20 protein-coding genes are annotated in these 24058 nt (G+C 72.9%); 11 read left to right on the top strand and 9 right to left on the bottom strand.

Annotated features, from left to right (window positions below; all coding sequences use genetic code 11):
* The first annotated feature begins 132 nt into the window (after positions 1–132).
* Complete coding sequence (locus Pdca_RS22295; protein ID WP_085914315.1) at positions 133–1461, top strand: MFS transporter; 1329 nt, start codon at positions 133–135, stop codon at positions 1459–1461.
* 155 nt (positions 1462–1616) lie between these two features.
* Here Pdca_RS22295 and Pdca_RS22290 read toward each other — a convergent pair whose 3' ends face one another.
* A complete protein-coding gene (locus Pdca_RS22290; RefSeq protein WP_085914316.1) occupies positions 1617–3356 on the bottom strand; it encodes a sigma-54-dependent Fis family transcriptional regulator in 1740 nt (579 codons plus the stop codon).
* Positions 3357–3497: 141 nt separating this feature from the next.
* On the opposite strand from Pdca_RS22290, the gene Pdca_RS22285 reads away from it, so the two are divergent.
* The 8 genes from Pdca_RS22285 to Pdca_RS37615 all read left to right on the top strand — a co-directional run bounded on the left by Pdca_RS22285 (position 3498) and on the right by Pdca_RS37615 (position 13792).
* Complete coding sequence (locus tag Pdca_RS22285) at positions 3498–5000, top strand: flavin-containing monooxygenase (RefSeq protein WP_085914317.1); 1503 nt, start codon at positions 3498–3500, stop codon at positions 4998–5000.
* A gap of 42 nt (positions 5001–5042) precedes the next feature.
* A complete protein-coding gene (locus tag Pdca_RS22280; RefSeq protein WP_085914318.1) occupies positions 5043–5855 on the top strand; it encodes an alpha/beta fold hydrolase in 813 nt (270 codons plus the stop codon).
* Positions 5856–6424: 569 nt separating this feature from the next.
* Complete coding sequence (locus tag Pdca_RS22275) at positions 6425–7870, top strand: ABC transporter substrate-binding protein (RefSeq protein ID WP_158092226.1); 1446 nt, start codon at positions 6425–6427, stop codon at positions 7868–7870.
* 15 nt (positions 7871–7885) lie between these two features.
* The gene (locus Pdca_RS22270) at positions 7886–8833 is read left to right on the top strand and encodes an ABC transporter permease (protein WP_085914320.1); all 948 of its coding nucleotides are present in this window, start codon (positions 7886–7888) and stop codon (positions 8831–8833) included.
* A 47-nt stretch (positions 8834–8880) separates the two neighbouring features.
* A complete protein-coding gene (locus Pdca_RS22265) occupies positions 8881–9690 on the top strand; it encodes an ABC transporter permease (protein ID WP_085914348.1) in 810 nt (269 codons plus the stop codon).
* Positions 9687–11534 (top strand): dipeptide ABC transporter ATP-binding protein, encoded by a 1848-nt coding sequence (locus tag Pdca_RS22260; protein ID WP_085914321.1) that lies wholly within the window; start codon positions 9687–9689, stop codon positions 11532–11534. The genes Pdca_RS22265 and Pdca_RS22260 overlap by 4 nt, the downstream gene beginning before the upstream one ends.
* On the top strand, positions 11531–12988 hold the full coding sequence (locus tag Pdca_RS22255; protein ID WP_085914322.1) for an amidase: 1458 nt from the start codon (positions 11531–11533) through the stop codon (positions 12986–12988). The genes Pdca_RS22260 and Pdca_RS22255 overlap by 4 nt, the downstream gene beginning before the upstream one ends.
* A 54-nt stretch (positions 12989–13042) precedes the next feature.
* Entirely contained in the window at positions 13043–13792 is a 750-nt protein-coding gene (locus Pdca_RS37615; protein WP_197719797.1) for a FadR/GntR family transcriptional regulator, read from the top strand.
* Positions 13793–13835: 43 nt separating this feature from the next.
* On the opposite strand, the gene Pdca_RS22245 is transcribed toward Pdca_RS37615, so the two are convergent.
* Complete coding sequence (locus Pdca_RS22245; protein ID WP_085914349.1) at positions 13836–14570, bottom strand: TetR/AcrR family transcriptional regulator; 735 nt, start codon at positions 14568–14570, stop codon at positions 13836–13838.
* Positions 14571–14736: 166 nt separating this feature from the next.
* On the bottom strand, positions 14737–15492 hold the full coding sequence (locus Pdca_RS22240) for an SDR family oxidoreductase (RefSeq protein ID WP_085914323.1): 756 nt from the start codon (positions 15490–15492) through the stop codon (positions 14737–14739).
* Positions 15493–15722: 230 nt separating this feature from the next.
* Between Pdca_RS22240 and Pdca_RS22235 the strand changes: the two genes are divergently transcribed.
* Positions 15723–16226, top strand: coding sequence for a MarR family winged helix-turn-helix transcriptional regulator (locus tag Pdca_RS22235; RefSeq protein ID WP_085914324.1), 504 nt, complete (start codon positions 15723–15725; stop codon positions 16224–16226).
* Complete coding sequence (locus Pdca_RS22230) at positions 16226–17443, top strand: MFS transporter (RefSeq protein ID WP_085914325.1); 1218 nt, start codon at positions 16226–16228, stop codon at positions 17441–17443. The genes Pdca_RS22235 and Pdca_RS22230 overlap by 1 nt, the downstream gene beginning before the upstream one ends.
* A gap of 120 nt (positions 17444–17563) precedes the next feature.
* On the opposite strand, the gene Pdca_RS36115 is transcribed toward Pdca_RS22230, so the two are convergent.
* The 6 genes from Pdca_RS36115 to Pdca_RS22200 all read right to left on the bottom strand — a co-directional run bounded on the left by Pdca_RS36115 (position 17564) and on the right by Pdca_RS22200 (position 24055).
* On the bottom strand, positions 17564–18427 hold the full coding sequence (locus tag Pdca_RS36115) for a hypothetical protein (protein WP_158092227.1): 864 nt from the start codon (positions 18425–18427) through the stop codon (positions 17564–17566).
* 110 nt (positions 18428–18537) lie between these two features.
* The gene (locus tag Pdca_RS35720; RefSeq protein ID WP_158092228.1) at positions 18538–18687 is read right to left on the bottom strand and encodes a hypothetical protein; all 150 of its coding nucleotides are present in this window, start codon (positions 18685–18687) and stop codon (positions 18538–18540) included.
* Between the two features lie 81 nt (positions 18688–18768).
* A complete protein-coding gene (locus Pdca_RS22215) occupies positions 18769–20283 on the bottom strand; it encodes a CoA-acylating methylmalonate-semialdehyde dehydrogenase (RefSeq protein WP_085914327.1) in 1515 nt (504 codons plus the stop codon).
* Between the two features lie 9 nt (positions 20284–20292).
* A complete protein-coding gene (gene iolD / locus Pdca_RS22210; RefSeq protein WP_232021115.1) occupies positions 20293–22185 on the bottom strand; it encodes a 3D-(3,5/4)-trihydroxycyclohexane-1,2-dione acylhydrolase (decyclizing) in 1893 nt (630 codons plus the stop codon).
* Positions 22186–22280: 95 nt separating this feature from the next.
* A complete protein-coding gene (gene iolB, locus Pdca_RS22205; RefSeq protein ID WP_085914329.1) occupies positions 22281–23144 on the bottom strand; it encodes a 5-deoxy-glucuronate isomerase in 864 nt (287 codons plus the stop codon).
* The gene (locus tag Pdca_RS22200) at positions 23141–24055 is read right to left on the bottom strand and encodes a class I fructose-bisphosphate aldolase (protein WP_085914350.1); all 915 of its coding nucleotides are present in this window, start codon (positions 24053–24055) and stop codon (positions 23141–23143) included. Before Pdca_RS22200 ends, iolB begins: the two co-directional genes overlap by 4 nt.
* Between the last annotated feature and the right edge of the window lie 3 nt (positions 24056–24058).

The following is a 24058-nucleotide window of genomic DNA, read 5'->3' as shown; positions in this document are numbered from 1 at the left end:
GCAGGGTCCTTGCTGCTGGAAGTTCCTGTCATTCGAACACCAGTTGTTGATGCAGTTCGGTGGCAGTTGAGTGATTGGGGCGATCGATTCCGGGATCTAGGCTCGCGCCGGATCCGAGAAAAAGGAACGACAATGCGATCGCTGTTCGCCGACGTGCGTTTCCGGCGGCTGTTCGCCGCCCAGGTGGTGGCACTCGCCGGCACCGGGCTCACCACGGTCGCGCTCGGGCTGCTGGCCTACGACCTGGCGGGGGAGCGGGCCGCGCTGGTGCTGGGCTCGGCGCTGACCGTCAAGATGGTCGCCTACGTGCTCGTCGGCCCGGTGGTGGGCGCGATCGCCGACCGGGTGCCGCGCCGCCGGTTGATGCTGGCCGCGAACCTGGTCCGCGCCGGGGTGGTACTGGCGCTGCCGGGGGTCACCGCACTCTGGCAGGTGTTCGTCCTGATCGGCGTGCTGCAGGTCGCCTCGGCGACCTTCACCCCGGTCTTCCAGTCCGTGCTGCCCGACATCATCACCGACGAGCAGGACTACACCCGGGCGCTGTCGGCCGCGCAGCTCGCGAGCAGCCTGGAGACGGTGCTGAGCCCGCTGCTGGCTGCCGCGGCGCTGCTGGTGGTCGGCTACTCGTCGCTGTTCGTCGGCACTGCCGTCGGATTCGCGGTCGCGGCGGTGCTGGTCGCGGTGACGGTCGTCCCGCCGGTGGCGCAGCGTGCTCCCGGCGGATTCGGTACCCGGCTGCTGCTGGGCGTGCGGCTGTTCCGGGCGGTCCCGCAGCTGCGCGGCCTGCTGGCGCTGAACGCGGTGGTCGCGACGGTCGGGGTGATCTCGCTGGTCACCACGGTGAACGTGGTGCGGGACCTGCTCGGCGGCACCGACGCCGAGGTGGGGCTGCTGCTGGCGGTCTCCGGCGCGGGCACCGCGGTGGCGGCGGCCTGCACGCCGTGGTTCGCCCGGCGCGCGCCGATGCGCACGGTGATGCTGGCCGGAGCCGGTGTCTCGCTCGGCGCGGCGGCCGCCACGGTCATGCTCGGGCTGTACCCGTCGTGGACGGTCGCCGTGTTCGCCTGGGCGCTGGTCGGGCTCGGCCCGGGCTGGATCATGGTCAGCACCGGGCGTCTGCTGCGGGTGTCCGCCGGTCCGGGGCAGCGACCGGCGCTGTTCAGCGCGCAGTTCTCGCTGTCGCACGCCTGCTGGCTGCTCACCTACCCGCTGACCGGCTGGCTCACCGTCGCGGTGGGCCTCACCGGAACCTGGTTGGTGCTCGCCGTGCTCGCGGTGCTCGGGACCGGGGCGGCGGCCGCGCTGTGGCCGCGGACGGACGCGGACCTGATCCGGCACCGGCACGACGACGACGTCGACCACGACCACGTCGCCCGGGCCGACCGGACCGCGCGGGGATGGACGCACTCGCACCGGCTGGTCGTCGACGAGCGGCACCCGCACGGGCCGGTCCCGGCCTGAGCACACGCACCCGGGCGACGCCTGTCGTCGCGGGTCGAGGCGGATGGGGGCCGGTCGGGGGCGACCGTCGACCGGTCGCTGATCGGGCTCAGCTGCCGACCTGGCTCAGCTGTCGATCGAGCTCCGCCGCTGATCGGGGCAGCTGTGGACCAGCCTCAGCTGCTGATCCGGTACCGGGCGATCTTGCGATACAGGGTGGACCGGGCGAACCCCAGCGCCGCCGCTGCGGCCACCCGGTTGCCGCCGCTGTCACGCAGGGCGGCCACGATCGCGTCCCGCTCGGCCTGGTCGACCGGGCGCAGCGAGGTGCGCGGCGCGCTCTGGCAGAACTCGGGCAGGTCCGCCGCGCTCAGCTCGCCCACCGGGCGCCGGTCCAGCGCGGCCTCCAGTGCCGCCCGCAGCTCGCGCACGTTGCCGGGCCAGCCGTAGCGGGTGAGGGTCCGCAGCGCGTCCGGCGACGGGCGGACCTCGCGTCCCGGTGCGAGCTCGGCCAGCAGCTCACCCACCAGGCCGGGCAGGTCGCCGATCCGGCTGCGCAGCGGTGGGACCGTCACCGACTGCCGGAACCGGGCGAGCAGCGCGTCGTGCCCCGGCCCGCGCCGGGTGGTCCCGGTGGCGGTCGCGGCGAACCGGATGCCCGGCCGATCGAACAGGGGGAGCAGCCGGCGGGCACCGTCGTCGTCGCGCCGGTCGATGTCGGACAGCACCACCAGCTGCGACGTCCCGGCGGCGAGCTCGGGGACGGGGTCTGCGGGAGCGAGCTCGAGGACGCCGTCGGTGCCGTGCAGGGCGCGGTCCAGATCCTCCAGTAGCCGGCGCCGCCCGGTCCCGGCCTCGCCGACGACCAGCAGCGGGGTCCCGGTGCGCAGCGCCTCCGCGGCGGTCGCCCCGGCCACCCGCAACGCCGGGCTGCCGGCACTGCCCGACGGCAGCGGCGCGCGGTCGTCCGCGGCGATCCGGGGCGCCGGGACCCCACCCGCCTCGCGGACCACCGCGACCTCCCCGGCCAGCCCCGCGACCGTCCCACCGACCGAGACGGTGCTGCCGCGCAGCCGGACCCGGGCGCCCGACGGCAGATCGATCCGGTCGTCCACCCCCGGCCCGCCGATCATCAGGAACCGCGCGTGGTCCTGCAGCGCGACGAGATCACCCGGCTCCAGCAGCGTCCGCATCGCCGCGTTCGCCAGCACCGTCCGGCGGCCGACCGCCAGTACCGCCCGCCGGGTGCGCGCCTCGACCCGGGTGTACAGGTCGAACAGGGCCTGCTGGTCGGGATCCCGGTCGCGCAGCAGGTTCTCCCGGATCCGGGCGGCCGCCGAGCGGACCAGCGAGTGCAGCACCGGCGAGGAGTGCTCGGCCCGGCAGCTGATGTCGATCACGCCCTCGATCCGGCCGCTGAACGGGTCGTGCACCGGGGCCCCCGCGCAGGCGTAGCCGTGCAGGCGTTCCACGAAGTGCTCGGCGCCCACGATGTGCACGGACTCGCCGCTCTCCAGCACCGTGCCCACGCCGTTCGTGCCGACCGCGTCCTCGGCGTAGCCGAACCGCTCGGCGAAGTTGTTCAGATCGGCGTCCCGGCCGATCCCGGACGTGGTGTCGCGCCGGACGAGCAACCGGGCGCGGTCGTCGGTCAGTGCGATGCACACCGGAATGTCCGCGACCTGCTCGGCGAGCTGTTCGAGGACCGGGCGGGCGCACCGGACGAGCCGGGACTGCACGTCGAGATCGGAGTGGTACTGGTTCGCGATCACACCCGGATCGACGCCGCGGGCCGCGCTGCGCCGCCAGGACGCGACGACGTGTCGCGGTACGTCCGGGAGATCTGCGTCCGGCTGCTCCAACAACGCCGAGCGGGCTGCGTCGAGCAGCCTGCGCCGGCCGACGAGATCACCCAACGTCGCACCTCCCTGTGCTCCCCATCACATCATGCGGTGTCGGTCAAGGAAGCCGTCTGTCCGAGTTTGGGACACCGCCGGTCCGCCGGCCCCGCCTAGCGTCGAAACGGTCCCGCCACCGCCGATCCGGGAGGTCCCGACATGACCGACGCCGCCACCCTCGAGCGCGACCGGGAGGCCGGGACCCCCGGCCACGTCGACGTCCTGATCATCGGGGCCGGGGTGTCCGGTATCGGTGCCGCGCACCGGCTGCGCGAGCAGTACCCGGATCGCAGCTTCGCGATCCTGGAGGCCCAGGACGCCTGCGGCGGGACCTGGTGGACCCATCGGTTCCCCGGCGCCCGGTCGGACAGCGACCTGTTCACCTACGGCTACCGGCACAAGCCGTGGCGCGGCCCGTCGATCGCGGCCGGCGACGAGATCCTGAACTACCTCGACGAGGTCATCGAGGAGGACGACCTCGCCGGGCACATCCACTACCGGCACCGGGTCACCGCGCTGGACTGGTCGACCACGGACCGGCGGTGGACCGCGCAGGTCACCCGGACCGACACCGGTGAGCAGCTTCGGCTGACCACCGACTTCCTGTGGATGTGCCAGGGCTACTACAACCACGACGAGCCGTACACGCCGCAGTGGCCGGGCATGGAGCGCTTCGAGGGCCGGGTCGTGCATCCGCAGGCGTGGCCGGACGATCTCGACCACGAGGGCCGTCGGGTGCTCGTCATCGGATCGGGCGCGACGGCGGCGACCGTCGTCCCGGCGATGGCCGGGACCGCCGAGCACGTGACGATGCTGCAGCGCTCGCCGTCGTACTGGTTCCCGGCGCCGCGCGTGCACGAGCTCGCCACCATGCTGGCGCCGCTGGACCTCCCGGCCGACTGGACGCACGAGATCCTCCGCCGCCAGTACGTCCAGCAGCTCGACTGGCTGGCCACCACCGGACGCGACGATCCCGACCAGCTGCACGAGTTCCTGGTCGAGGCGATCCGGCCGCTGCTGCCCGACGGCACCGACGTCGAGAAACACTTCACCCCGAGCTACCGGCCATGGCAGCAGCGGATCGCGTTCGTGCCCGACGGCGACTTCTTCGAACGGATGCGCGCCGGACGGGTCTCGGTGGCCACCGACACGATCGACGAGTTCACCGAGAAGGGCGTGCGGCTCTCGTCCGGCGAGGTCGTCGAGGCCGACATCATCGTGACCGCGACCGGGTTCAACCTCTCGGTGTTCGGCGACATCCCGTTCCGGGTGGACGGCGAACTGGTCGACTTCACGAAGCGGGTCACCTGGCGCGGGATCATGATCAGTGGGGTGCCGAACATGGCGTACGCCTTCGGCTACTTCCGGCACAGCTGGACGCTGCGGCTGGACCTGGTCAACGACGTCATCGGGCGGATCTTCGACCGGATGGCCGAGCGCGGCGCCGGCATCGTCGTCCCCGAGCTGCGCCCGCAGGATTCCGGCATGGAGCTGCGGCCATGGGTCGAGCTGGAGAACTTCGGCCCCGGCTACGTCCAGCGCTGCCGGGACCGGATGTTCCGGCAGGGCGACCGGGACCCGTGGACCCACATGCACGAGCACGACCACGAACGCGTCGCGCTGCCCGGGGCCGACGTCGACGACGGCCTGCAGTACCGCTGACCGGCTACCACCCACCCCCCGACCGCGTCCCAGGGAGGACCCGTGCCCCGCATCCCCGTCCGCACCGGTGTCACGCTCAACCACGAGATCAGCGGCGCCGGCGAACCGTTGCTGCTGATCATGGGAACGTCCGGCTCGATCCAGCTCTGGGGTGAGCTGATCGCCCGCCTGGAGCAGACCCACCGGGTCATCGCGTTCGACAACCGTGGCCTGGGCGGCAGCGACCGCGGGGCCGGCCCGATCAGCGTCGCGGCGCTGGCCGAGGACGCCTCCGCCCTGCTGGAGGCGCTCGAGGTGCCCTCGGCGCACGTGCTCGGCTGGTCGCTGGGATCGGCGGTCGCCCAGGAGCTCGCACTGGCCCACCCGGAGCAGGTCCGCTCGGCCGTGCTGTACGCGACCTGGGCCCGCGCCGACGGGTTCCAGCGTGCGGTGCTCAGCGCGCTGCGCGCCCCCTACGTGCACCGGGACATGGAGGCGGCGCTCGCCGCGTCCGGGATCGCGTTCTCCCCGCAGCTGCTCGACCATCCCGACTTCGGCGCGCTGCTGGAGCCGATGCTGCCCGCGTTCCCGCAGAACGAGTCGCAGATGCAGGTGACCGTCGAGCAGTGGGACGCCGACCTGGCACACGACACGCTGGACCGGCTCGGCGCGATCACCGCACCGAGCCTGATCGTGGTGGGGGAGCAGGACCTGCTGACCCCGCCGTGGCAGGCGCGCAAGGTCGCCGATGCGATCCCCGGGGCCCGCTTCGAACTGGTGCCCGGTCCCGGATCCAGCCACGGCCTGCACATCGAACGGCCGGAGGACCTGGCGAAGATCGTCATCGGTTTCCTGGGGGAGCACGCCGGCAGCTGAGCCGGTCGCAGTCTCTCCGGTGATCCGAGCCGGGGCACTCCGCGCGGGGGGTGTGCCCCGGGGAGGCACGGAGCTCCCCCTGGTGCCTGGCCCGAGGCCACCGGGTCACGCGAGTGGATCTCGGCACGCCGTATCGCGGGAGCGGGGGTGCGGAGCAGTCGCCGGCGAGCCCCTGTCAGGGCGGCCCCGGCTTCGAGCACCTGGTCTTCTGCGTACCCCGTGGAGGGGCCGTCGCGCTGAGCGGCCCGCCCCACCCGCGCGGGATCCCCCTGACCGCACACCTCTTTCCTGTGCCACACACCCGTTGCGGCAGGTGTGTGGCGCAGCAGAGAGGTGTGCGGCGGGCCGGGACCGCCTCCCGCGTGCTCCGAGGGGGAGCGGCCTGGGCCCGTTCGTTTCCTTTGCGTGACGACAGCGCAACGCTCCGTTCCACCACTTGTCGTGCACCACCCTCTCCGATTTACTGGCCTAGCCAGTAACTCTGACGAGGGGGTCGGATGCCGCGTATCGCGCACCCGTCACGGATCCGCCGACTACTGCCGGGCGTTGCCCTGGCGCTGGTCACGGCCGTGTCTCTGGCCGGCTGTGCGGCCGGCCCACCGGCCTCCCGGTCCGCCGACGGGGAGATCACGATCGCCCTCGGGACCTCGCCGACCAATCTCGACTTCACCCGCAGTGCGGGCGTCGCGATTCCGCAGGCCCTGCTCTACAACGTCTACGAGGGCCTGGTGAAGATCGACGACGACGCCCGGGTGGTGCCGCTGCTCGCCGAATCCTGGACCGCCGCGCCGGACGGGCTCAGCTACACCTTCCGGCTGCGTGAGGGGGTCCGCTTCTCCGACGGCAGCCCGATGACCGCCGACGACGTCGCGTTCAGTTTCGACCGGCTCGACGAGTGGACCACGGCCAGCGCGCGGTCCCTGTCGGCGATCGCCGGCACCCGGGTGCTGTCCCCGCGCGAGGTCGTCGTCGAGCTGTCCGAACCGGACAACGACCTGCTCCGCAACCTGGCCGGGCCGGGCGGCGCGATCTTCACCCCCGGCGCGGTGGACGAACTGGCCACCACCGCGGTCGGCACCGGCCCGTACCGGGTGGAGGGCTACACACAGAGCTTCGAGATGCGGCTGGTCGCCCACGACGACCACTGGGCAGGCCCGCCGCAGGCCCGCCGGCTCACACTGTCCTATTACAGCGACCCGACCGCGCAGATCAACGCGCTGCTCAGCGGCAGCGCGGACGCCGTCGTCGGGCTGACGGCGCCGCAGCTGCTCGGCCAGCTCGACGATGACCCGGAGTTCGCGGTCACCGAGGGCACCACCACCGGCGAGGTGGTGCTGGCGATGAACAACGCCACCGCCCCGTTCGACGACGAGCGGGTCCGCCGCGCGATCCGGCACGCCGTCGACGACGACGCCGTCCGCGAGGTCGCCGCGGACGGTCGCGGCTCCGCGATCACCTCGATGGTCCCGCCCACCGATCCCTGGTACGACGACCGGCCCGATCCGTACCCGCACGATCCCGAGCGTGCCCGGGAGCTGCTGGCCGAGGCCGGGCAGTCCGGCACGGAGGTCGGCTTCACGGTGCCGAACCTGCCCCAGTACGTGGCCGCCGCCCAGGTCGTCCAGTCCGATCTCACCCGCGTCGGGTTGACCGTCGACCTGCGGATCCGCGAGTTCCCGGCGGTCTGGCTGGACGAGGTGTTCGGTCGCAAGGACTACCAGCTGGCGATCATCAACCACGCCGAACCGCGCGACATCGGGCAGTTCTCCAATCCGGACTACTACTTCGGCTACCGGGATCCGGTCGCCGACGACCTGCTCGATCAGGCCCGCACCGGACCGGCGGACGAGTACACCGGCCGGATGCGGGCCTACGCCGAACGCATCTCCGACCGCGCCGCCGCCGGATTCCTCTACCTGACGCCCTGGCTGACCGCGCACCGCGAGGACGTCACCGGCCTGCCGGTGAACTCGACGTCGGAGTCCATCGACCTCACCCGCGCCGCGCGCGGCTGACCCCGGAGACCGAACATGATCGTGTCGATGACGCGGCGGCTGCTCGTCTTCGCGGGCACCGTCCTCGCCGCCTCGGTGGTGATCTTCGGGTTGCTGTCGGTGCTGCCCGGCGATCCCGCCGAGGTCGCGCTCGGGCTGGGGGCCTCCCCGGAGGAGCTGGCCGCACAGCGCGCCGAGATGGGCCTGGACCAGCCGCTCGTCGCGCAGTACCTGCAGTGGCTCGGCGGTCTGGTGCAGGGCGACTTCGGGATCTCCGCGGTCACCGGCACGCCGGTCGGCGCCGAGCTGGGCACCCGGTTGACGACGACGGCGGTGCTGATCGGCTCCGGGATGGCGGTCGCGGTCGTCGTCGCCGTCCCGCTGGGCGTGCTCGCCGCGACCTACCAGCGACGGCCGGTCGGGGCGCTGCTCAGCGGATCGAGCCAGGTCGGGATCGCGGTCCCGAACTTCCTGGCCGGCCTGCTGCTCATCACCGTGTTCGCGGTGCAGCTGCGCTGGTTCCCGGCCGGCGGCTGGTACCGGACCGGCGACGGGTTCGGGACGCTGTTCGCGCATCTGGTGCTCCCGGCGCTGGCGCTGGGCTCGGTACAGGGCGCGGTGCTGGCCCGCTACGTACGCTCCGCGGTGCTCGACGTGATGCGCGACGACTGGATGCGCACCGCCCGGGCCAAGGGCCTGTCCCCGGCCAGGGCGCTGCTCCGGCACGGGCTGCGCAACGCCGCGGTCCCGGTGCTCACGGTCGGCGGCGTCCAGCTGGGCGTGATGCTGATCGGCGCGGTCGTGATCGAACGGGTCTTCGTGATCAACGGGCTCGGCAGCATGCTGCTGGAGCGGATCGCGACCCGGGACATGATCGCGGTGCAGGGGATCGTGCTGGTCCTGGTGCTGGCCGTGCTCCTCGTCAACCTGGTCGTCGATCTGGTGCAGACCGCCGTCGACCCCCGACTCCGGGAGGCCTCGTGACCGGACCGCAGCGCACCGATCCGCCGGCGGCCACGGCCTCCCGGCGGCTGAACACCGGCATCATCGTCGGCGGGGGACTGGTCGCGCTGGCCGTGCTGGCCGCGCTCGTCTCACTGGTCTGGACGCCGCACGATCCGCTGCCCGTCGTCGCCGCGGACCGGCTGCTCACCCCGGGCGACGGCTACCTGCTGGGCACCGATCCGTACGGCCGCGACGTGCTCAGCCTGCTCATGTACGGCGCCCGGATCAGCCTGCTGGTCGGCGTCGTCGCGGTCGCGATGGCGGTCGTGATCGGCGTCCCGGTCGGGGTCTGCGCCGGGATGAACGGCGGGCGGGTCGATCAGCTCCTGATGCGGATCAACGACGTCGCGCTGGCCTTCCCCGCGCTGCTGCTCGCGATCGTGCTGGGCGCGGTGTTCGGGGCGGGCGTCGGCACCGCGATGATCGCGCTCGGGATCGGCGCCGCGCCGTCGTTCGCCCGGGTGTCACGCAGCGGAACACTGCAGGTGATGAGCCGGGAGTACGTCACCGCCGCCCGGGCGGCCGGGCGCGGCGGGCTGTTCGTCGCCGTCCGGCACGTGCTGCCCAACATCTCCGGCCTGGTGATCGTGCAGTCGTCGGTGGCGTTCGCGATCGCCGTCCTCTCCGAGGCGGCGCTGTCCTATCTCGGTTTCGGTACCACGCCACCGACCCCGTCCTGGGGCCGGATGCTGCAGGAGAGCCAGAGCTACCTGGCGTCCGCGCCGCATCTGGTCGTGTGGCCCGGCCTGGCCATCGCGCTCACCGTGCTCGGGCTGAACCTGTTCGGCGACGGGCTGCGCGACCATCTCGATCCCCGGATGGAGGCGGGGCGATGAGCGCCCCCACCACGACCACCGCGATCCCGGCGCTGCGGCTGACGGACCTGCACGTGCGCTCCGGCGGGCGGACTCTCGTGCACGGTGTCGACCTGGAGCTGGCGCCGGGAGAGCGGCTCGGGCTGATCGGGGAGTCGGGCAGCGGGAAGTCGCTGACCGCGTACGCCGCACTCGGACTGCTCGACGAGTCGCTGCAGGCCACCGGGACGATCGCGCTGGCCGGGGTCGACGGCAACCTGCTCGACGCCGGCGAGGCCGCGCTGTGCCGGGCCCGCGGCCGCACCGCGTCGATGGTGTTCCAGGAGCCGATGACCGCGCTCAACCCGCTGATGCGGGTCGGGGCACAGATCGCGGAGGTGCTGCTCGAACACCGGACGGTGCCCGGCCGGGCCGCCGCGGCGGCGGCTGCCGTGGAGCTGCTGGAACAGGTCCGGATGCCCGACCCGGAGCAGGCGGCGCGGGCCTATCCGCACCAGCTCTCCGGCGGGCAGCGGCAGCGGGTCGTGCTCGCGATCGCGATGGCCAACGCCCCGGCGGTGCTGGTCTGCGACGAGCCGACCACGGCGCTGGACGTCACCGTCCAGGGCCAGGTGCTGGAGCTGATCACCGAGCTGGCCCGGGAGCGCGGCACCGCGCTGCTGTTCATCAGCCACGATCTCGCCGTGGTCGCCTCGGTCACCGACCGGGTCGCGGTCATGCAGAACGGCCGGATCGTCGAGCAGGGCCCGGTCGACGAGGTGCTCACCGCGCCGAGTCATCCCTACACGCGGGCGTTGCTCGCCGCCGCCGATCTCTCGGTGCTCGACGAGCACGGGCGGCTGCGCACCACGACGAGCGCGCCGGCAGCATCTGCTGCGCCGTTGCGGGAGGTTCCGGTCCCGCCGGCCGGCCCGCAGCGTCCCGGCGGGCCGGCCGCACACCTGGTCCTGCCCGAGGACGGCCCGCCCCCGGTGTTCAACGCCGTCGAGGGCACGGCGGACGGCACCGGAGAGAGCACAGGAGACGGCGCAGGAGAGGGCGCAGGAGAGGGCAGAGCGCTGATCCGGGCCCGCGACCTCACCCGCACCTACCGTCGCGCGGGCGCATCGGTGCTGCGGCGCAGCCACCCGGTGCACGCGCTGCGCGGCGTCGGGTTCGACGTCGCCGAGGGGCAAGCGCTGGGGATCGTCGGCGAGTCCGGCTCCGGCAAGTCGACCCTGATCCGGCAGCTCTGCGGGCTGGACCGGCCCACCTCCGGGTCCCTGCAGCTGGCCGGCGACGACATCACCGATCCGGACCGGGCGACCCTGCGCCGCGTCCGGGAGGCCGTCTCCATCGTCTTCCAGGACCCGATGGGCTCGCTCGACCCGCGGATGCGGGTGCGCGACATCGTCGCCGAGCCGGTGCTGCGCGGGGACCGCGCGGAGATCCGGGACCGGGTGGCCCGGCTGCTGGAGTCGGTCGGACTCGACGCCGCCGCCCTCGACCGGTACCCGCACCAGTTCTCCGGCGGCCAGCGGCAGCGGATCGCGATCGCCCGTGCGCTGATCACCCGGCCACGGATCCTGGTCGCCGACGAGCCGGTCAGCGCGCTCGACGTGTCCGTCCGCGCCCAGGTGCTCAACCTCATCGCCGGCCTGGCGCGGGAGTACCGGCTGACCGTCGTGCTGATCTCGCACGATCTCGCCGTCGTCCGGCACGTCTGCGACACCGTCGCCGTGATGAACCAGGGCCGGATCGTGGAGGCGGGCCCCACCGCCGACGTCTACGCCTCCCCGCTGCACCCGTTCACCCGCCGCCTGGTCGCGGCCACCCCGCGGCTGCGCGACGCCCTCGCCGACCGTACGAAGGGAGACCCGGCGTGACGAGCGCGCTGCCGGACACCGACCTCACCGCCCGCACCGCGACCGAGCTGCGTGCCGGGTACGCGGCGGGGGAGTTCACCCCCACCGAGGTGCTGCGGGCGGTGCAGGAGCTCGTCGACCGGCTGGAACCGGGGATCGGCGCGTTCGCGCACAGGGAGCCGGCCGGGAACGCCCGCGCGGCGGCCGCCGCCTCCGACGTCCGCTGGTCGCAGGGCCGGGCCGGGCTGCTCGACGGTGTTCCGCTCACCCTGAAGGAGAACATCGCCGCCGTCGGGCACCCACGGCCGTCCGGCTCGGCGGCCTTCGCCGACGCCGAACCCGCCACCGAGGACGGCCCCGCCGCGCAGAGCACCGCCGCCGAGGGTGCGATCCGGCTCGGCAGCACCGTCATGTCCGAGCTGGGGATGCTCTCGTCCGGGGTGTCCGGCCTGCACGGCGTCACCCGCAGCCCGCTGAACCCGGCATGGACGGTCGGCGGGTCCAGCGGCGGCGCCGCCGCGGCGGCGGCCGCCGGATTCGGCCCGTTGCACGTCGGCAGCGACATCGGCGGCTCGATCCGGCTGCCCGCGTCGTGGACCGGTCTGGCCTCGTTGAAACCCAGCTTCGGCATCATCCCGGTCGATCCGCCCTACCTGGGGCGCGCGCTCGGACCGCTCGCCCGCACCGTCGACGACGTCGCGCTGGCCATGCGGGTGCTGGCCCGCCCCGATCCGCAGTACCGGGACCCGGGGTATCTGGAGCTCGCGGACGCGGGCTGGCAGCGGGTCACCGAGCAGCCGATCACCGACGGCGAGCTGCGCGGCCTGCGGATCGGGCTGCACGCCGACGCCGGCTGCGGCCTGCCGACCGATCCCGAGGTCGCGGCCGCCGTGCACGCCGCCGCGGAGCTGTTCGCCCGGGCCGGCGCACAGGTCGTGCCGGTGCAGCCGTTCCTCACCGCGGAGCTGCTGCACCTGCTCGACATGTTCCTGCGTGCCCGGTCCTGGGCCGATCTCGTCGCACTCCCGGAGCGCCGGCGCGACGCCGTGCTGCCCTACATCCGCGAGTGGGCCGCGGCCGCCGCGGACATGCACGGTCCCGCTGTGTTCGAGGCGTATCACGCCGTCGGACGGATCCGGGCCGACACGATCCGGGCCACCCGGCACGTCGACGTCGTGCTCTCACCGGTCGCGCCGGTCGCCGCGTTCCCGGCCGAGCAGCACGGCCCCACCGACGACCCGGCCACCGCGCTCGACCACATCGCCTACACCGCGCCGTACAACTTCTCCGAGCAGCCGGCCGCCACCGTCAACGCCGGTTTCACCACCGACGGCAGGCCGATCGGCCTGCAGCTCGCCGGGCACCGGTTCGCCGACGTCGAGCTGCTGCGGGTCGCCCGCTGGTTCGAGCAGGCGTGCCCGCGCCGAGACGTTCGGGACCGAGTTCTGCGGCCCGGGTCCGACCCCGGCGACTAACCTGGTGAGTCGATCACGTCCCGGGCCCCGGGGGAGTCGGAGGGAAGGTCCCGCGTGGAGTTCGAGACGATCAGCCGGCAGAGCGCCCACGAGGCGATCGTCGAGCGGATCGAGCGTGCCGTCGACGAGGGCCTGCTGCGCCCCGGCGACCGGCTGCCCAGCGAGCGCAGGCTGATGGAGCAGTTCGGGGTCAGCCGGCCCACCGTCCGCGAGGCGATGCGGGTGCTGCAGGCCACCGGCGTCGTCGCCGCGCACCCGGGGGACCCGCGCGGCCCGGAGATCCTCGCCTACTCCCCGGCGGTGTTCGAGAAGTCACTGGCCCGCCTCGCCGCCGTGGACACGATGTCCCGGGTGGAGATCCTTCAGTTCCGGGTCGTCATCGAGGCCAACGGATCTCTGCTCGCCGCGCACAACCGCACCGAGGACGACCTGCGCGAGATCCGGGCCGCGCACCGCGAGCTGCAGGCCGCCGCCGAGCGGGCCGACGGCGGCTTCGGGGCCGCCGCCGACAGCTTCCAGGCCGCGATCCGGCGGGCCTCGCACAACCAGCTCGTCTCGATCACCGGCGGGGTGCTGGCCGGGGTCGTCCGCGCCCTGATCGACCGCAGGCTCGCCGACGAGACCGACGTCCGGCGACGGCTGCGCGCCAGCGAGCGCTACGCCTCCGCTGTGCTCGCCGCCATCGTCGCCGGGGACGGCCCCACCGCGGCCCGCGAGGTGACCCTCGGGATCCACGCCTACTACGCGGGCCATCTCGACCCGGCCGAACAGGACCAGCTCGCCCTGCTGCTCGGCGAGACCTGAACCGACCGCCCGGGTCCCGATCGGTAGTCAGGTGTTGGCATAGTCAGTCCGGATCGTTCGGATCCCCGGCAGGCCCCGTCCCGTCCCGGACGACGGCGGCCAGCCACTTCTTCAGCAGCACCGTCTCCGGCGCGTCCAGTGCCTGGTTGTCGTCCGGCAGACCGGCGAGCAGGGCGGCGGCCGCCTCGGCCGGTGACCGCTCCGCGTCCGCCCGGCGCCCGGGCCGGCCACCGGTGATCGCCTCCAGGGTCGCCTCGCGCGCGTCCGCGGAGAGCTCCGGATCGGGGGAACCGGTGATCTGGTGCAGCGTGACCCCCACGTTCGCGGCCAGCACGTGCCCGGCCGCCCGCTCCGGGCTCGTGACGAGCCGTCCGCGCCGCTGCGCCTCACGAGTCAGGCCGAGCAGGATCCGGTTGGTCCGATCCTGCGCCGCCGGACGCCTGCCGGGCGTCACCTGGCCGTACATGAGCGCGTAGAAACCGGGGTTGGCCAGGCCGAACGCGACGTGCGCGTCCCACCCGTGGGAGATGTCCCGGATCGGGTCCCCGGTCGACTCGCCGGCTTCCTTCAGTGCCAGGTACTGCTCGAAACCGTGCTCGACGACGGCGTCGAGCAGGCCCTCCTTGTTGCCGAAGAAGTGGTAGAGGGTCGGCAGCCGGACCCCGGCGGCGTCACAGATCGCCCGCAGCGGAACCGGCTCGCCGGGGGCGGCTGCGATGAGATCTGCGGCGGCCCGTAGAAGCCGGTCCCGGGTGTTTCCGGCACGCCCATCAACCACCCGGTCACTGTACGTGGACCCCGGTGTCCGCCCGCTGCCGCCGAGCGGCCGGGCACGCGGACCGTGGCCCGCGCACCCGGCCACCCCTCAGCCCTCCCGGATCGTCATCGACTCGATCCGCGCGCCGTCGACCCGGAACTCGAAGCTGCTGTACCCCGCCATCGACTCAGCGGGTGGTGTACCCGCCGTTGGCGAAGATGGTCTGGCCGGTGATCCACCAGCCGTCGGTGGCGAGGAACCGTACGATCGGAGCGATGTCCTCGATCCGGGTGAGCTGGTTGCCCATCGCCATCGACTTGTGGAACTCGACCCGCTCCGGGGTCTCCTGCGGGTAGAAGAACGGCGTGTCCATCGGGCCCGGCCCGATTGCGGTCACCGAGATGCCGCGGTCGGCGAACTCCTTCGCCGCGGCCCGGGTGAAGTGTTCCACCGGCGACTTGCCGCCCGCGTAGGTCGAGTAGCCGTCGGTGAACGCCGCCAGCAGCGACGTCACGATGGTGATCACCTTGCCGCCGTCGGCGAGGCGCAGGCCGGCCTCCTTGATGAAGAAGTACGCGGCCTTCGAGTTGATGTCGAACATCGAGTCGTACTCGGCCTCGGTGGTCTCCGCGATCGGCTTGCGGAGCACCTTGCCGACCGTGTTGACCGCGACGTCGATCTGCCCGAGAGCGGCCTCGGCGTCGGCGAAGAGCCGCTCGACGTTCGCCGGGACCGTGAGGTCACCGCTCAGCACCACGCTCGTTCGGCCGGCAGCCTCGACGGCTTTCAGCGTGTCCTCGGCTTCGCCCCGGGAGGACTCGGAGTTGTAGTGGATCGCCACGTTCGCCCCGGCCTCCGCGGCCTGGCGGCTGATCAGCCCCCCGAGGTTCTTCCCACCGGCGGCGACCAGCACGTTCTTGTTCTGCAGGGTGTGCGCGGTCATGAAACCTCTCCTATATCGACTGACTACTGCAACATAACAAAGATATATAGCGATTGCGAGCCGAGACGCCACCCGCGCCGTCCGGCGGTCGGGCGCGAGCGGAAGTGCGGGCGTGTGGGTCGCGGGGGTGATGACGCGACTCCTGGTCGAGGCATCCCTGCGGAGGTCTGGGCGATCCCTCGGTGAAAATTCTGACAGCGCTATTATGTTAGTGCTGTTATGTTAGCGCTGTGACATCGAAGGACCCGACCCGTACACCGGACCGGCTGGCGCCGATGCGCGCGCTCGTCGCCGATCTGGAGGCCGAGATCGCGCAGGTCTACGAGACGCGCGGGCTGCACGGGGTGCGCCCCCGCTACGCCTATCCATTGATCCGGCTCGCGCACACCGGACCGTTGACCATCCGGGAGCTGGCCGAGTCGATCGGCCACACGCACTCGGCGGTCAGTCAGACCCTGGCGGGCATGCGACGCGAGGGACTCGTGACCTCCGAACCGGGTCCGGACGCGAGGACCCGCCGGATCGCGCTCACCGAGCGCGGGCAGGCGCTCGTGCCGTTCCTGGAGGCGGAGTGGCGGGCGACCGAGGCCGCCGTCGCCGACCTGGACGACGAGTGCCTGCCCACCTCGATCGGCGCCATGGTGGAGGCGATGCGCGCCGCACTGCGCCGACGCGGCATGCAGGACCGGATCGGTGACCGGCTCGGCGGGCTGAGACCCCCGCCGGACACCTGATGCGGACCGGGCTGATCGATCTCGAGCCGCTGCGCACGCCGGCCTTCCGCGCCGCCTGGATCGGCGGCACCGCGCACGGCTTCGGTCACCAGGCCGCCACGGTGGCGGTGCTGCAGCAGACCTGGGACCTGACCCGGAGCCCGCTGTGGACCGGTGCGCTCGGGGTGGCCACCGCGGTGCCGATGATCCTGGTGGGGCCGGTGGGCGGTGTGCTGGCCGACGCGGTCGACCGGCGGGTACTGATCCGGCTCGCGTCCGCGGTGCAGCTGTTCGTGGCGTTCGCGCTGGTCGCCCAGATGGTGTCCGGTGTCGCCTCGGTCGCACTGCTGTTCGGGCTGGTCGCCCTGCTCGCGGCCGGGACGGGGCTGGGCGCGGGCGCCCGGCGGACACTGCCGGTCCGGCTGCTCCCCACCGCGCAGGTGCCCGCCGGGATCGCCTTGACGGTGGTCTCGTTCCAGGTCTCGATGCTGGCCGGGCCGGCCGCCGCCGGGGCGTTGATCGCGATCTGGTCGCCCGCCGCCGGGTACGGGCTGCTGGTCGCGATGACGGCGATCGCGCTGCTGGCGACGACGTGGCTCCCGGCCCTGCCCGTCGGTGACGCCGGCACCGGGCGGGCCCCGGCCGGCGGGTGGGCGTTCCTGCTGCGCCGACGGACCCTGCGCGGCTCGTTCGCAACCGATCTCGCCGCCTGCCTGCTGGCTTTCCCGGTCTCACTGTTTCCGCTGGTCAACGAGCTGAGGTACGGCGGTGACCCGCGTGTGCTCGGAGCGTTCCTCAGCGCGCTCGCGGTCGGCGGGCTGATCGTGGGGCTGTTCTCCGGGGCCCTCACCCGCATCCGGCGGGCCGGGGTGGTCCAGCTGGTCGCCGCGGGCACCTGGGGTCTCGCGGTCGCCGGGTTCGGGACGGCCGGGTCGTTGTGGGCTGCGCTGGCCTGTCTGGTCGTCGCGGGTGCAGCGGACTCGGCGTCGGTGATGGTGCGCGGCGCGCTCGTCCAGATGGAGACGCCGGACGTGTACCGGGGGCGCGTGTCCTCGGCCGAGATCGTCGTCGGTATCGCCGGGCCGGAGCTGGGGAACCTGCGCGGCGGGCTGGTGGCCGCACTGGTCTCGGGACCGTTCGCCCTGGTCAGCGGGGGACTGGCGGCGACCGCCGTCGTCGGATGGGTGGCGCTGCGCAACCGTGCGCTGCGGGAGTACACGCTCCCGGGGCGTTCATGATCCCTGTTTCGGGAGTGCAACGTGCTCGAACCGGCACCAGCACTCCCGAAACAGGGATCATGAACAGGTCCGCCCGGCCACCGTGCGGTGGCCGGGCGGATCCGTGGTGCAGGTGAGGTGTCAGCCGGGCATGCCGGGCATCATCGGCATCTCGGGCAGCACCGGCTGGGACGCGAACAGGTCGAGGTACATCCCGCCGGACACGAACAGGCCGAGCACACCGAGCACCAGCCCGCCGAGGGCGACCGGACGCACCCAGGTGGCGGTGCCCGGACGCTTGGTCGGGCCGAGCAGCAGCACCGTGGTGATCACCACGGCGATCAGTGCGATCAGGCCGTTGACGCCGGCGGCGACGTTCCACGGAGCACCGTAGAACGCGTTGATGGAGTCGCCTGGCATTCCTGTGGCGGCCTCGATCTGGCCGACCAGCTCCTCTCGGGAACGCAGCATGTCGGTGAGCGAGGTGCCGGTCAGGGACGCGAGGCCGAGGCCCGCGCCGACCACGGCGCCGGCGCCCGCCGCCGCGCCACCGGAGGTGCTGGTGCCGGCGCCCGCCGCCGCACCGGTCACGGCATCGCCGGAGCCCGATGCAGCATCGCCGGAGCCGGAGCCGGAGCCGGAGCCGGAGCCGGAGCCGGAGCCGGAGCCACTACCCGAGCCAGAGGTGGTGCCCGAGCCGGAGCTGGAGCCACTACCCGAGCCAGAGGTGGTGCCCGAGCCGGAGCTGGAGCCCGTGCTCGAGCCGGCGCCCGAATCCGAGCCGGTCTCGGAGGCGGCGCTCTCGGAGGAGGAGGCGCTCCCGGAGGCAGCGCTTCCGGAGGCGGCGTCGGCGGGCACCGAGCCGGTTCCCGACGCGGTCGTCGCGGTGTCGGTCCGCTCGCCGGAACCGGTCCCGGTGGTGCCGTCGGAGGTCTCGGCTCCGGTCGGGTCGGTCTCGGTCGCGACCGGAGCGGTCTCCGTGTCGTGGGTCGTCTCGGAAGCCATCCCGGCACGGTACGTGAGGCAACGAAGCCTCCGGCGACCCCCCTACCTCGGCAAACGTCCGGACACCTTCCGGTCACCCGATCGACGGATGTGCGCTGGGCAACAGCCGATCAGGCGTTCGCCAGCGGCCCGGACACGGTGACCGGCGGCACCTCGGCGGTCACCGCCTCGATCTCGACCGGGCAGCTGTGCGCGCTGGGTCCCTGCGCGAGCGCGGACGTGCCCCGGTCACCGGTCAGCACGTTCGCGTTGCCGTGCACGCCGAGCCGCCCGGCCGGGCACCCGCCGAACCGATGGGGTCCGATCGGTGCCCGGTCGGGCGGGTACGACCCGGAGCCGGATCAGCTGTTGGTGGGGAACCCCAGGTCGACGCCGGTGGCGGTGTGCGGCCACCGGGTGGTGACGACCTTGGCGCGGGTGTAGAAGTGCACACCCTCGGTGCCGTGCGCGTGCGTGTCGCCGAACAGCGAGTTCTTCCAGCCGCCGAAGCTGTAGTAGGCCATCGGCACCGGGACCGGCACGTTGATGCCGATCATGCCGACCTCGACCTCGTTCTGGAACCGGCGGGCCGCGGCGCCGTTCTGGGTGAACAGCGCGGTGCCGTTGCCGTACGGGTTGCTGTTGATCAGCTCGACGGCCTCGGGGTAGGTGCCGACGCGCAGCACGGACAGCACCGGGCCGAAGATCTCGTCGGTGTAGACCGACATCTCGGTGGTGACGTTGTCGAGCAGCGTGGGGCCGACGAAGAAGCCGTCGCCGTCGGCGTCGAAGCCGCCGGTGCGGCCGTCGATGACGACGGTGGCGCCGGCGGCCTCGCCCGCGTCGACGTAGCCGGTGACGCGCTCCTGGGCGGCGCGGGTGACCAGCGGGCCCATGTCGCTGGAGCGGCGACCGTCGCCGGTGCGCAGTACCCGGGTGCGCTCGGCGATCTTGGCGACGAGGGTGTCGGCGATGTCGCCGACGGTGACGAGCGCGGAGATCGCCATGCAGCGCTCGCCGGCGGAGCCGTATCCGGCGTTGACGGCCTGGTCGGCGGCCAGATCGAGATCGGCGTCGGGCAGCACGACCATGTGGTTCTTGGCGCCGCCGAGTGCCTGCACCCGCTTGCCGTGTGCGGTGCCGGTCTCGTAGATGTAGCGGGCGATCGGGGTGGAGCCGACGAAGCTGATCGCCTTGACGTCGGGGCTGGTCAGGAGTGCGTCGACGGCGGTCTTGTCGCCGTTGACCACGTTGAACACTCCGTCGGGCAGGCCGGCCTCGGACCACAGCTCGGCGATCCACAGCGCGGCCGAGGGGACCTTCTCCGACGGCTTGAGCACCACGGTGTTGCCCGCGGCGATCGCGACCGGGAAGAACCACATCGGGACCATGGCCGGGAAGTTGAACGGGCTGATGATCCCGACGACGCCCAGCGGCTGGCGCACGGAGTGCACATCGACACCGGTGGAGGCGTTCTCGGTCGCCGAACCCTTGAGCAGGTGCGGCATCCCGCAGGCGAACTCCACGACCTCCTGGCCGCGGGCGACCTCACCGGCGGCGTCGGAGAGGACCTTGCCGTGCTCGGCGGTGATCAGCGCGGCCAGCTCGGGGGCGCGTTCGTTGAGCAGCTCGCGGAAGCGGAACAGGATCTGCGTGCGGCGGGTCAGGCTGGTGTCACGCCAGGCCGGGAAGGCCGCCGCGGCCGCTGCGACCGCGACCGCCGTCTCCTCCTCGGAGGCCAGCGGCAGGTAGCCGGTCACCGCGCCCGTCGCCGGGTCCGTCACGTCGGAGAACCGGCCCGAGACACCCTCCAGGGGCTTCCCGCCGACCCAGTGGTGCAGCACCCTCGTGTCAGGGCTGTCGATCGTGCTCGTCATGATCGCCTTTCAGGAGTGGTCGGGTCGCAGGAACGGGCGCTGGGCGGCCTTGTTCTGCTCATAGGTCTTGCGCGCGGACTGCGTGCTCGCGAGCTCGCTGACCTCGGCGACCGGCACGTCCCACCAGGCCTCCGAGTCCGGGGAACCGGACAGCGGATCGGTCTCGACGTGGATCACCGTGCTGTCGTCGGCCGCCTTCGCCGCCCGGATGGCGTCGGCGAACTCCTCCGCGGACGAGGCGCGGACGACCCGCACCCCGAAGCTCGCGGCGTTCGCGGCCAGGTCCATCGGGAGCCGGTCGCCGTCGAGGCGGCCGGTCGTCGCCGACCGGTACCGGTACCGGGTGCCGAACCGCTGCGAGCCCAGGGACTCCGACAGGGCGCCGATCGAGGCGAACCCGTGGTTCTGCACCAGCACCGTGATGATCTTGATGCCTTCTTGGACGGCGGTCGCCAGCTCGGTCGCCATCATCAGGTACGACCCGTCGCCGACCAGCACGAACACGTCGCGGTCCGGGCAGGCCAGCCGGACGCCGAGACCGCCTGCGACCTCGTAGCCCATGCAGCTGTAGCCGTACTCGACGTGGTAGCCCTTCGCCTCCCGGACCTGCCACAGCTTGTGCAGGTCGCCGGGCATCGAGCCGGCCGCGCACACCACGACGTCCCGCGGGGCCGACAGCTCGTTGACCAGGCCGATGATCTCGCCCTGGCCGAGCAGGCCGTCCCGGCGCCGGGACGGGGCGAAGGCGGCCTCCACCCGTGACGTCCACTCCGCGGTGGCACGGGTGTACTCCGCCCGGTACTCCTCCGGTACCCGGTAGTCGCGCAGCAGCCCGGTCAGCCCCTGCAGCGTCTCCCGTGCGTCGGCGACGATCGGGGCACCGGAGTGCTTCACCGAGTCGATCGGCGCGACGTTGAGGTTGACGAACCGTACGTCCGGGTTCCGGAAGATCGTGCGGCTGCCGGTCGTGAAGTCCGACCAGCGGGTACCGACCCCGATGACGACGTCGGCGTCCCGGGCGGCGGCGTTCGCGGCGGTCGTGCCGGTGGCGCCGATCGCGCCGAGACACTGCGGGTGGTCGTGCAGCAGGCTGCCCTTGCCGGCCTGGGTCTGGCCGACCGGGACACCGGTCTGCTCACAGAACGCCGCCAGCGCGTCCGTCGCGTCGCTGTAGTGCACACCCCCACCGGCGACGACGAGTGGGCGCTCCGCGTTCCGCACGAGGTCGACGGCCCGGTCCAGGGCCCGCGACTCGGGAACCGGCCTGGCCACGTGCCAGGTCCGTTCGGCGAACAGCTCCTCGGGCCAGTCGTGTGCCTGCGCCTGGACGTCCTGCGGGAAGCAGACCGTCACCGCGCCGGTCGCGGCCGGATCGGTCAGTACCCGCATCGCCGACAGCAGCGCCGCGGGCAGCTGCTCGGGCCGCCAGATCCGGTCGAAGTAGGCGGAGACCGGGCGGAAGCAGTCGTTCACCGTCATGTCGCCGGCCCACGGCTGCTCCAGCTCCTGCAGCAGCGGCGACGCCGAGCGGTCGGCGAAGGTGTCCGCCGGCAGCAGCAGTACCGGCAGCCGGTTGATCGTGGCCAGCGCCGCGCCGGTCACCATGTTCGTCGCACCCGGCCCGACACTGGTCGTGACCGCCCAGGTCTGCAGGCGCTCGCGCATCCGGGCGTAGGCGACCGCGGTGTGCACCATGGCCTGCTCGTTGCGGCCCAGCACGTAGGGCAGCGAGGGACGGTTCGATCCGTCGGCCCACTCCAGCTCGTCCTGCAACAGGGCCTGCCCGATGCCCGCGACGTTGCCGTGGCCGAAGATGCCGAAGCAGCCCTCGATCAGCCTGCGCCGCTCACCGTCGCGCTCGCTGTACTGGGCGGCGAGGAAGCGCACGGTCGCCTGGGCCACCGTCAGCCGGACGGTGCCGGGCCCTGCTCCGGACGGCCCTGCTCCGGACGGCCCTGCTCCGGACGGCACTGTCCCGGACGGCCCTGCTCCGGTCATCACTGTCCTCCGAGGCGGGAGTCGACCGCCTGGTCGGCCCACGTGTCGCGGACCCAGGCCTGGTCGGGGTGGTCGGTGATCAGCCAGGCGCGCTCGTCGCCCGGACCGGCCATCACGTTGAGGTAGTACATGTCGTGCCCCGGAGCGGCCGCACACGGTCCGTGCCAGCCCCATGGCACCAGCACCGTATCCCGGTCGTGTACCTCGACGGTCACGTCGATGTCGTGCCCCGGCGACGACGACGTCCGGTGGAACCCGAGCCCGGGCTGTCCGTCGGGGCCCGGCGCGATCTCGAAGTAGTAGATCTCCTCGAGCTCGCACTCGTGCGGCCCGGCCTCGTCGTGCTTGTGCGCCGGGTAGCTGGACCAGTTCCCGCCGGGCGTGATCACCTCGACGCAGATCGCCGACGCCGCCTCGAACACGCCCGCCGCGCCGAAGTTGCGGACCTGGCGGGAGGCCTGGCCGGCGCCGCGCAGCTCCACCGGGACCTCCGCGGCGGGCTGGTAGCGGAACGGTAGCTCACGGTCGGTGCGGGCCGCGCACAGGGCGAACCGGCCGCCGGCGGCGGAGGCGATCGTGACCGCGGAGCGCACCGGCAGGTAGGCGAAGTCCGACGGCCCCTCGAACACGTTCTCGCGGCCGAGCAGGGTGTGCGTCACCTCGCCCAGGGTGACCGTCGCCGAGCCGGACAGCGGGATGACGAGCATCTCCTCGTCGCGCGTGTCGACCAGGTGGCTGCCGCCGGCCGGCAGGTTCAGGATCCGCAGGCCGGAGTGCTGCCAGCCGGCCGACTCGGGGGTGACGACCAGCTCGTAGCCGTCGCCGGGGGCGGTCCCCGCGGGGACCACGTAGCGGTCGTTCATGGCGTCTGTACCTCCTGCGGCCGGACCAGCGACACGGCGGTGTCGACGGCTGCGGCGACGTCGTCGTCCTCGGGGAAGAGCAGCGTGCGGCCGACGATCAGGCCACGCACCGACGGCAGCTCCAGGGCAGCCTTCCAGGACGCGTAGGTTTCCTCCGGCTCGGCTGTCGGGTCACCGCCGAGCAGCAGGGTCGGCAGCGTGGTCGCCGCCATCACCCGCTCCATCTCGTCCACGACCGGCAGCTTCAGCCAGGTGTAGGCGCTGGACCCGCCCAGGCCCTGCCCGATGTGGATGGACCGGATGACGGCCTCGGGGGAGAGGTCGTTGGACACCTGCCCGTCGATGCGCCGGGACAGGAACGGCTCGACCATGCACACCAGCCCGGCCCGGTTCGCCTCGGTGACGACCCGGGCGCACAGCTCCAGCGTGCGCACCGATCCGGGATCGTCCGGGTCGATCCGGGTCAGCGTCTTGATCGCGTCGAACCCGGCGTCGACGGTGTCGCGCACCGCGTAGCCGGTCTGCCGGTCGTCCAGCTCGAACGTGGACCCCTGGATGCCGCCCCGGTTCATCGAGGACAGGACGACCTTGTCCTCGAGCGCACCGAGCAGCAGCAGGTCCTCCAGGATGTCGGCGGTGCCGAGCACGCCGTCGACGCCGGGCCGGGACAGTGCCGTGACCAGCCTGCCGAGCAGCTCGGGCCGGCTCTCCATGGCGTCGGCCCGGCCGCCGGCCGAGAGCGAGCCGCGGGCCGGGTGGTCCGCCGCGACGATCATCAGCCGGCCGTCGGAGGGGACGAACGGGCGGCGGCGGCGCGACGCGAGCAGCGCCGGGATCCGCTCCGGCGAGAAGGCGCGGATGTCGCGGATCTCGTCGTAGGAAGCCGCGAACCCGTGGGTGGGCGGGTGCATCGT

Origin of the sequence: Pseudonocardia autotrophica (assembly GCF_003945385.1) — a bacterium.
GTDB classification, from domain to species: domain Bacteria; phylum Actinomycetota; class Actinomycetes; order Mycobacteriales; family Pseudonocardiaceae; genus Pseudonocardia; species Pseudonocardia autotrophica.
Note: the sequence above shows the minus strand (reverse complement) of the source record. Positions and strands in the feature narration are given on the sequence as shown.

Bases quoted from the DNA above. Each gene is read 5' to 3' on its own strand.
- Pdca_RS22295 (WP_085914315.1), top strand. From the start codon at position 133: ATGCGATCGCTGTTCGCCGACGTGCGTTTCCGGCGGCTGTTCGCCGCC.
- Pdca_RS22215 (WP_085914327.1), bottom strand. From the start codon at position 20,283: ATGACGAGCACGATCGACAGCCCTGACACGAGGGTGCTGCACCACTGG.
- Pdca_RS22230 (WP_085914325.1), top strand. From the start codon at position 16,226: ATGCGGACCGGGCTGATCGATCTCGAGCCGCTGCGCACGCCGGCCTTC.
- Pdca_RS22285 (WP_085914317.1), top strand. From the start codon at position 3,498: ATGACCGACGCCGCCACCCTCGAGCGCGACCGGGAGGCCGGGACCCCC.
- Pdca_RS22240 (WP_085914323.1), bottom strand. From the start codon at position 15,492: ATGACCGCGCACACCCTGCAGAACAAGAACGTGCTGGTCGCCGCCGGT.
- iolB (WP_085914329.1), bottom strand. From the start codon at position 23,144: ATGAACGACCGCTACGTGGTCCCCGCGGGGACCGCCCCCGGCGACGGC.
- Pdca_RS22200 (WP_085914350.1), bottom strand. From the start codon at position 24,055: ATGCACCCGCCCACCCACGGGTTCGCGGCTTCCTACGACGAGATCCGC.
- Pdca_RS22270 (WP_085914320.1), top strand. From the start codon at position 7,886: ATGATCGTGTCGATGACGCGGCGGCTGCTCGTCTTCGCGGGCACCGTC.
- Pdca_RS22260 (WP_085914321.1), top strand. From the start codon at position 9,687: ATGAGCGCCCCCACCACGACCACCGCGATCCCGGCGCTGCGGCTGACG.
- Pdca_RS36115 (WP_158092227.1), bottom strand. From the start codon at position 18,427: ATGGCTTCCGAGACGACCCACGACACGGAGACCGCTCCGGTCGCGACC.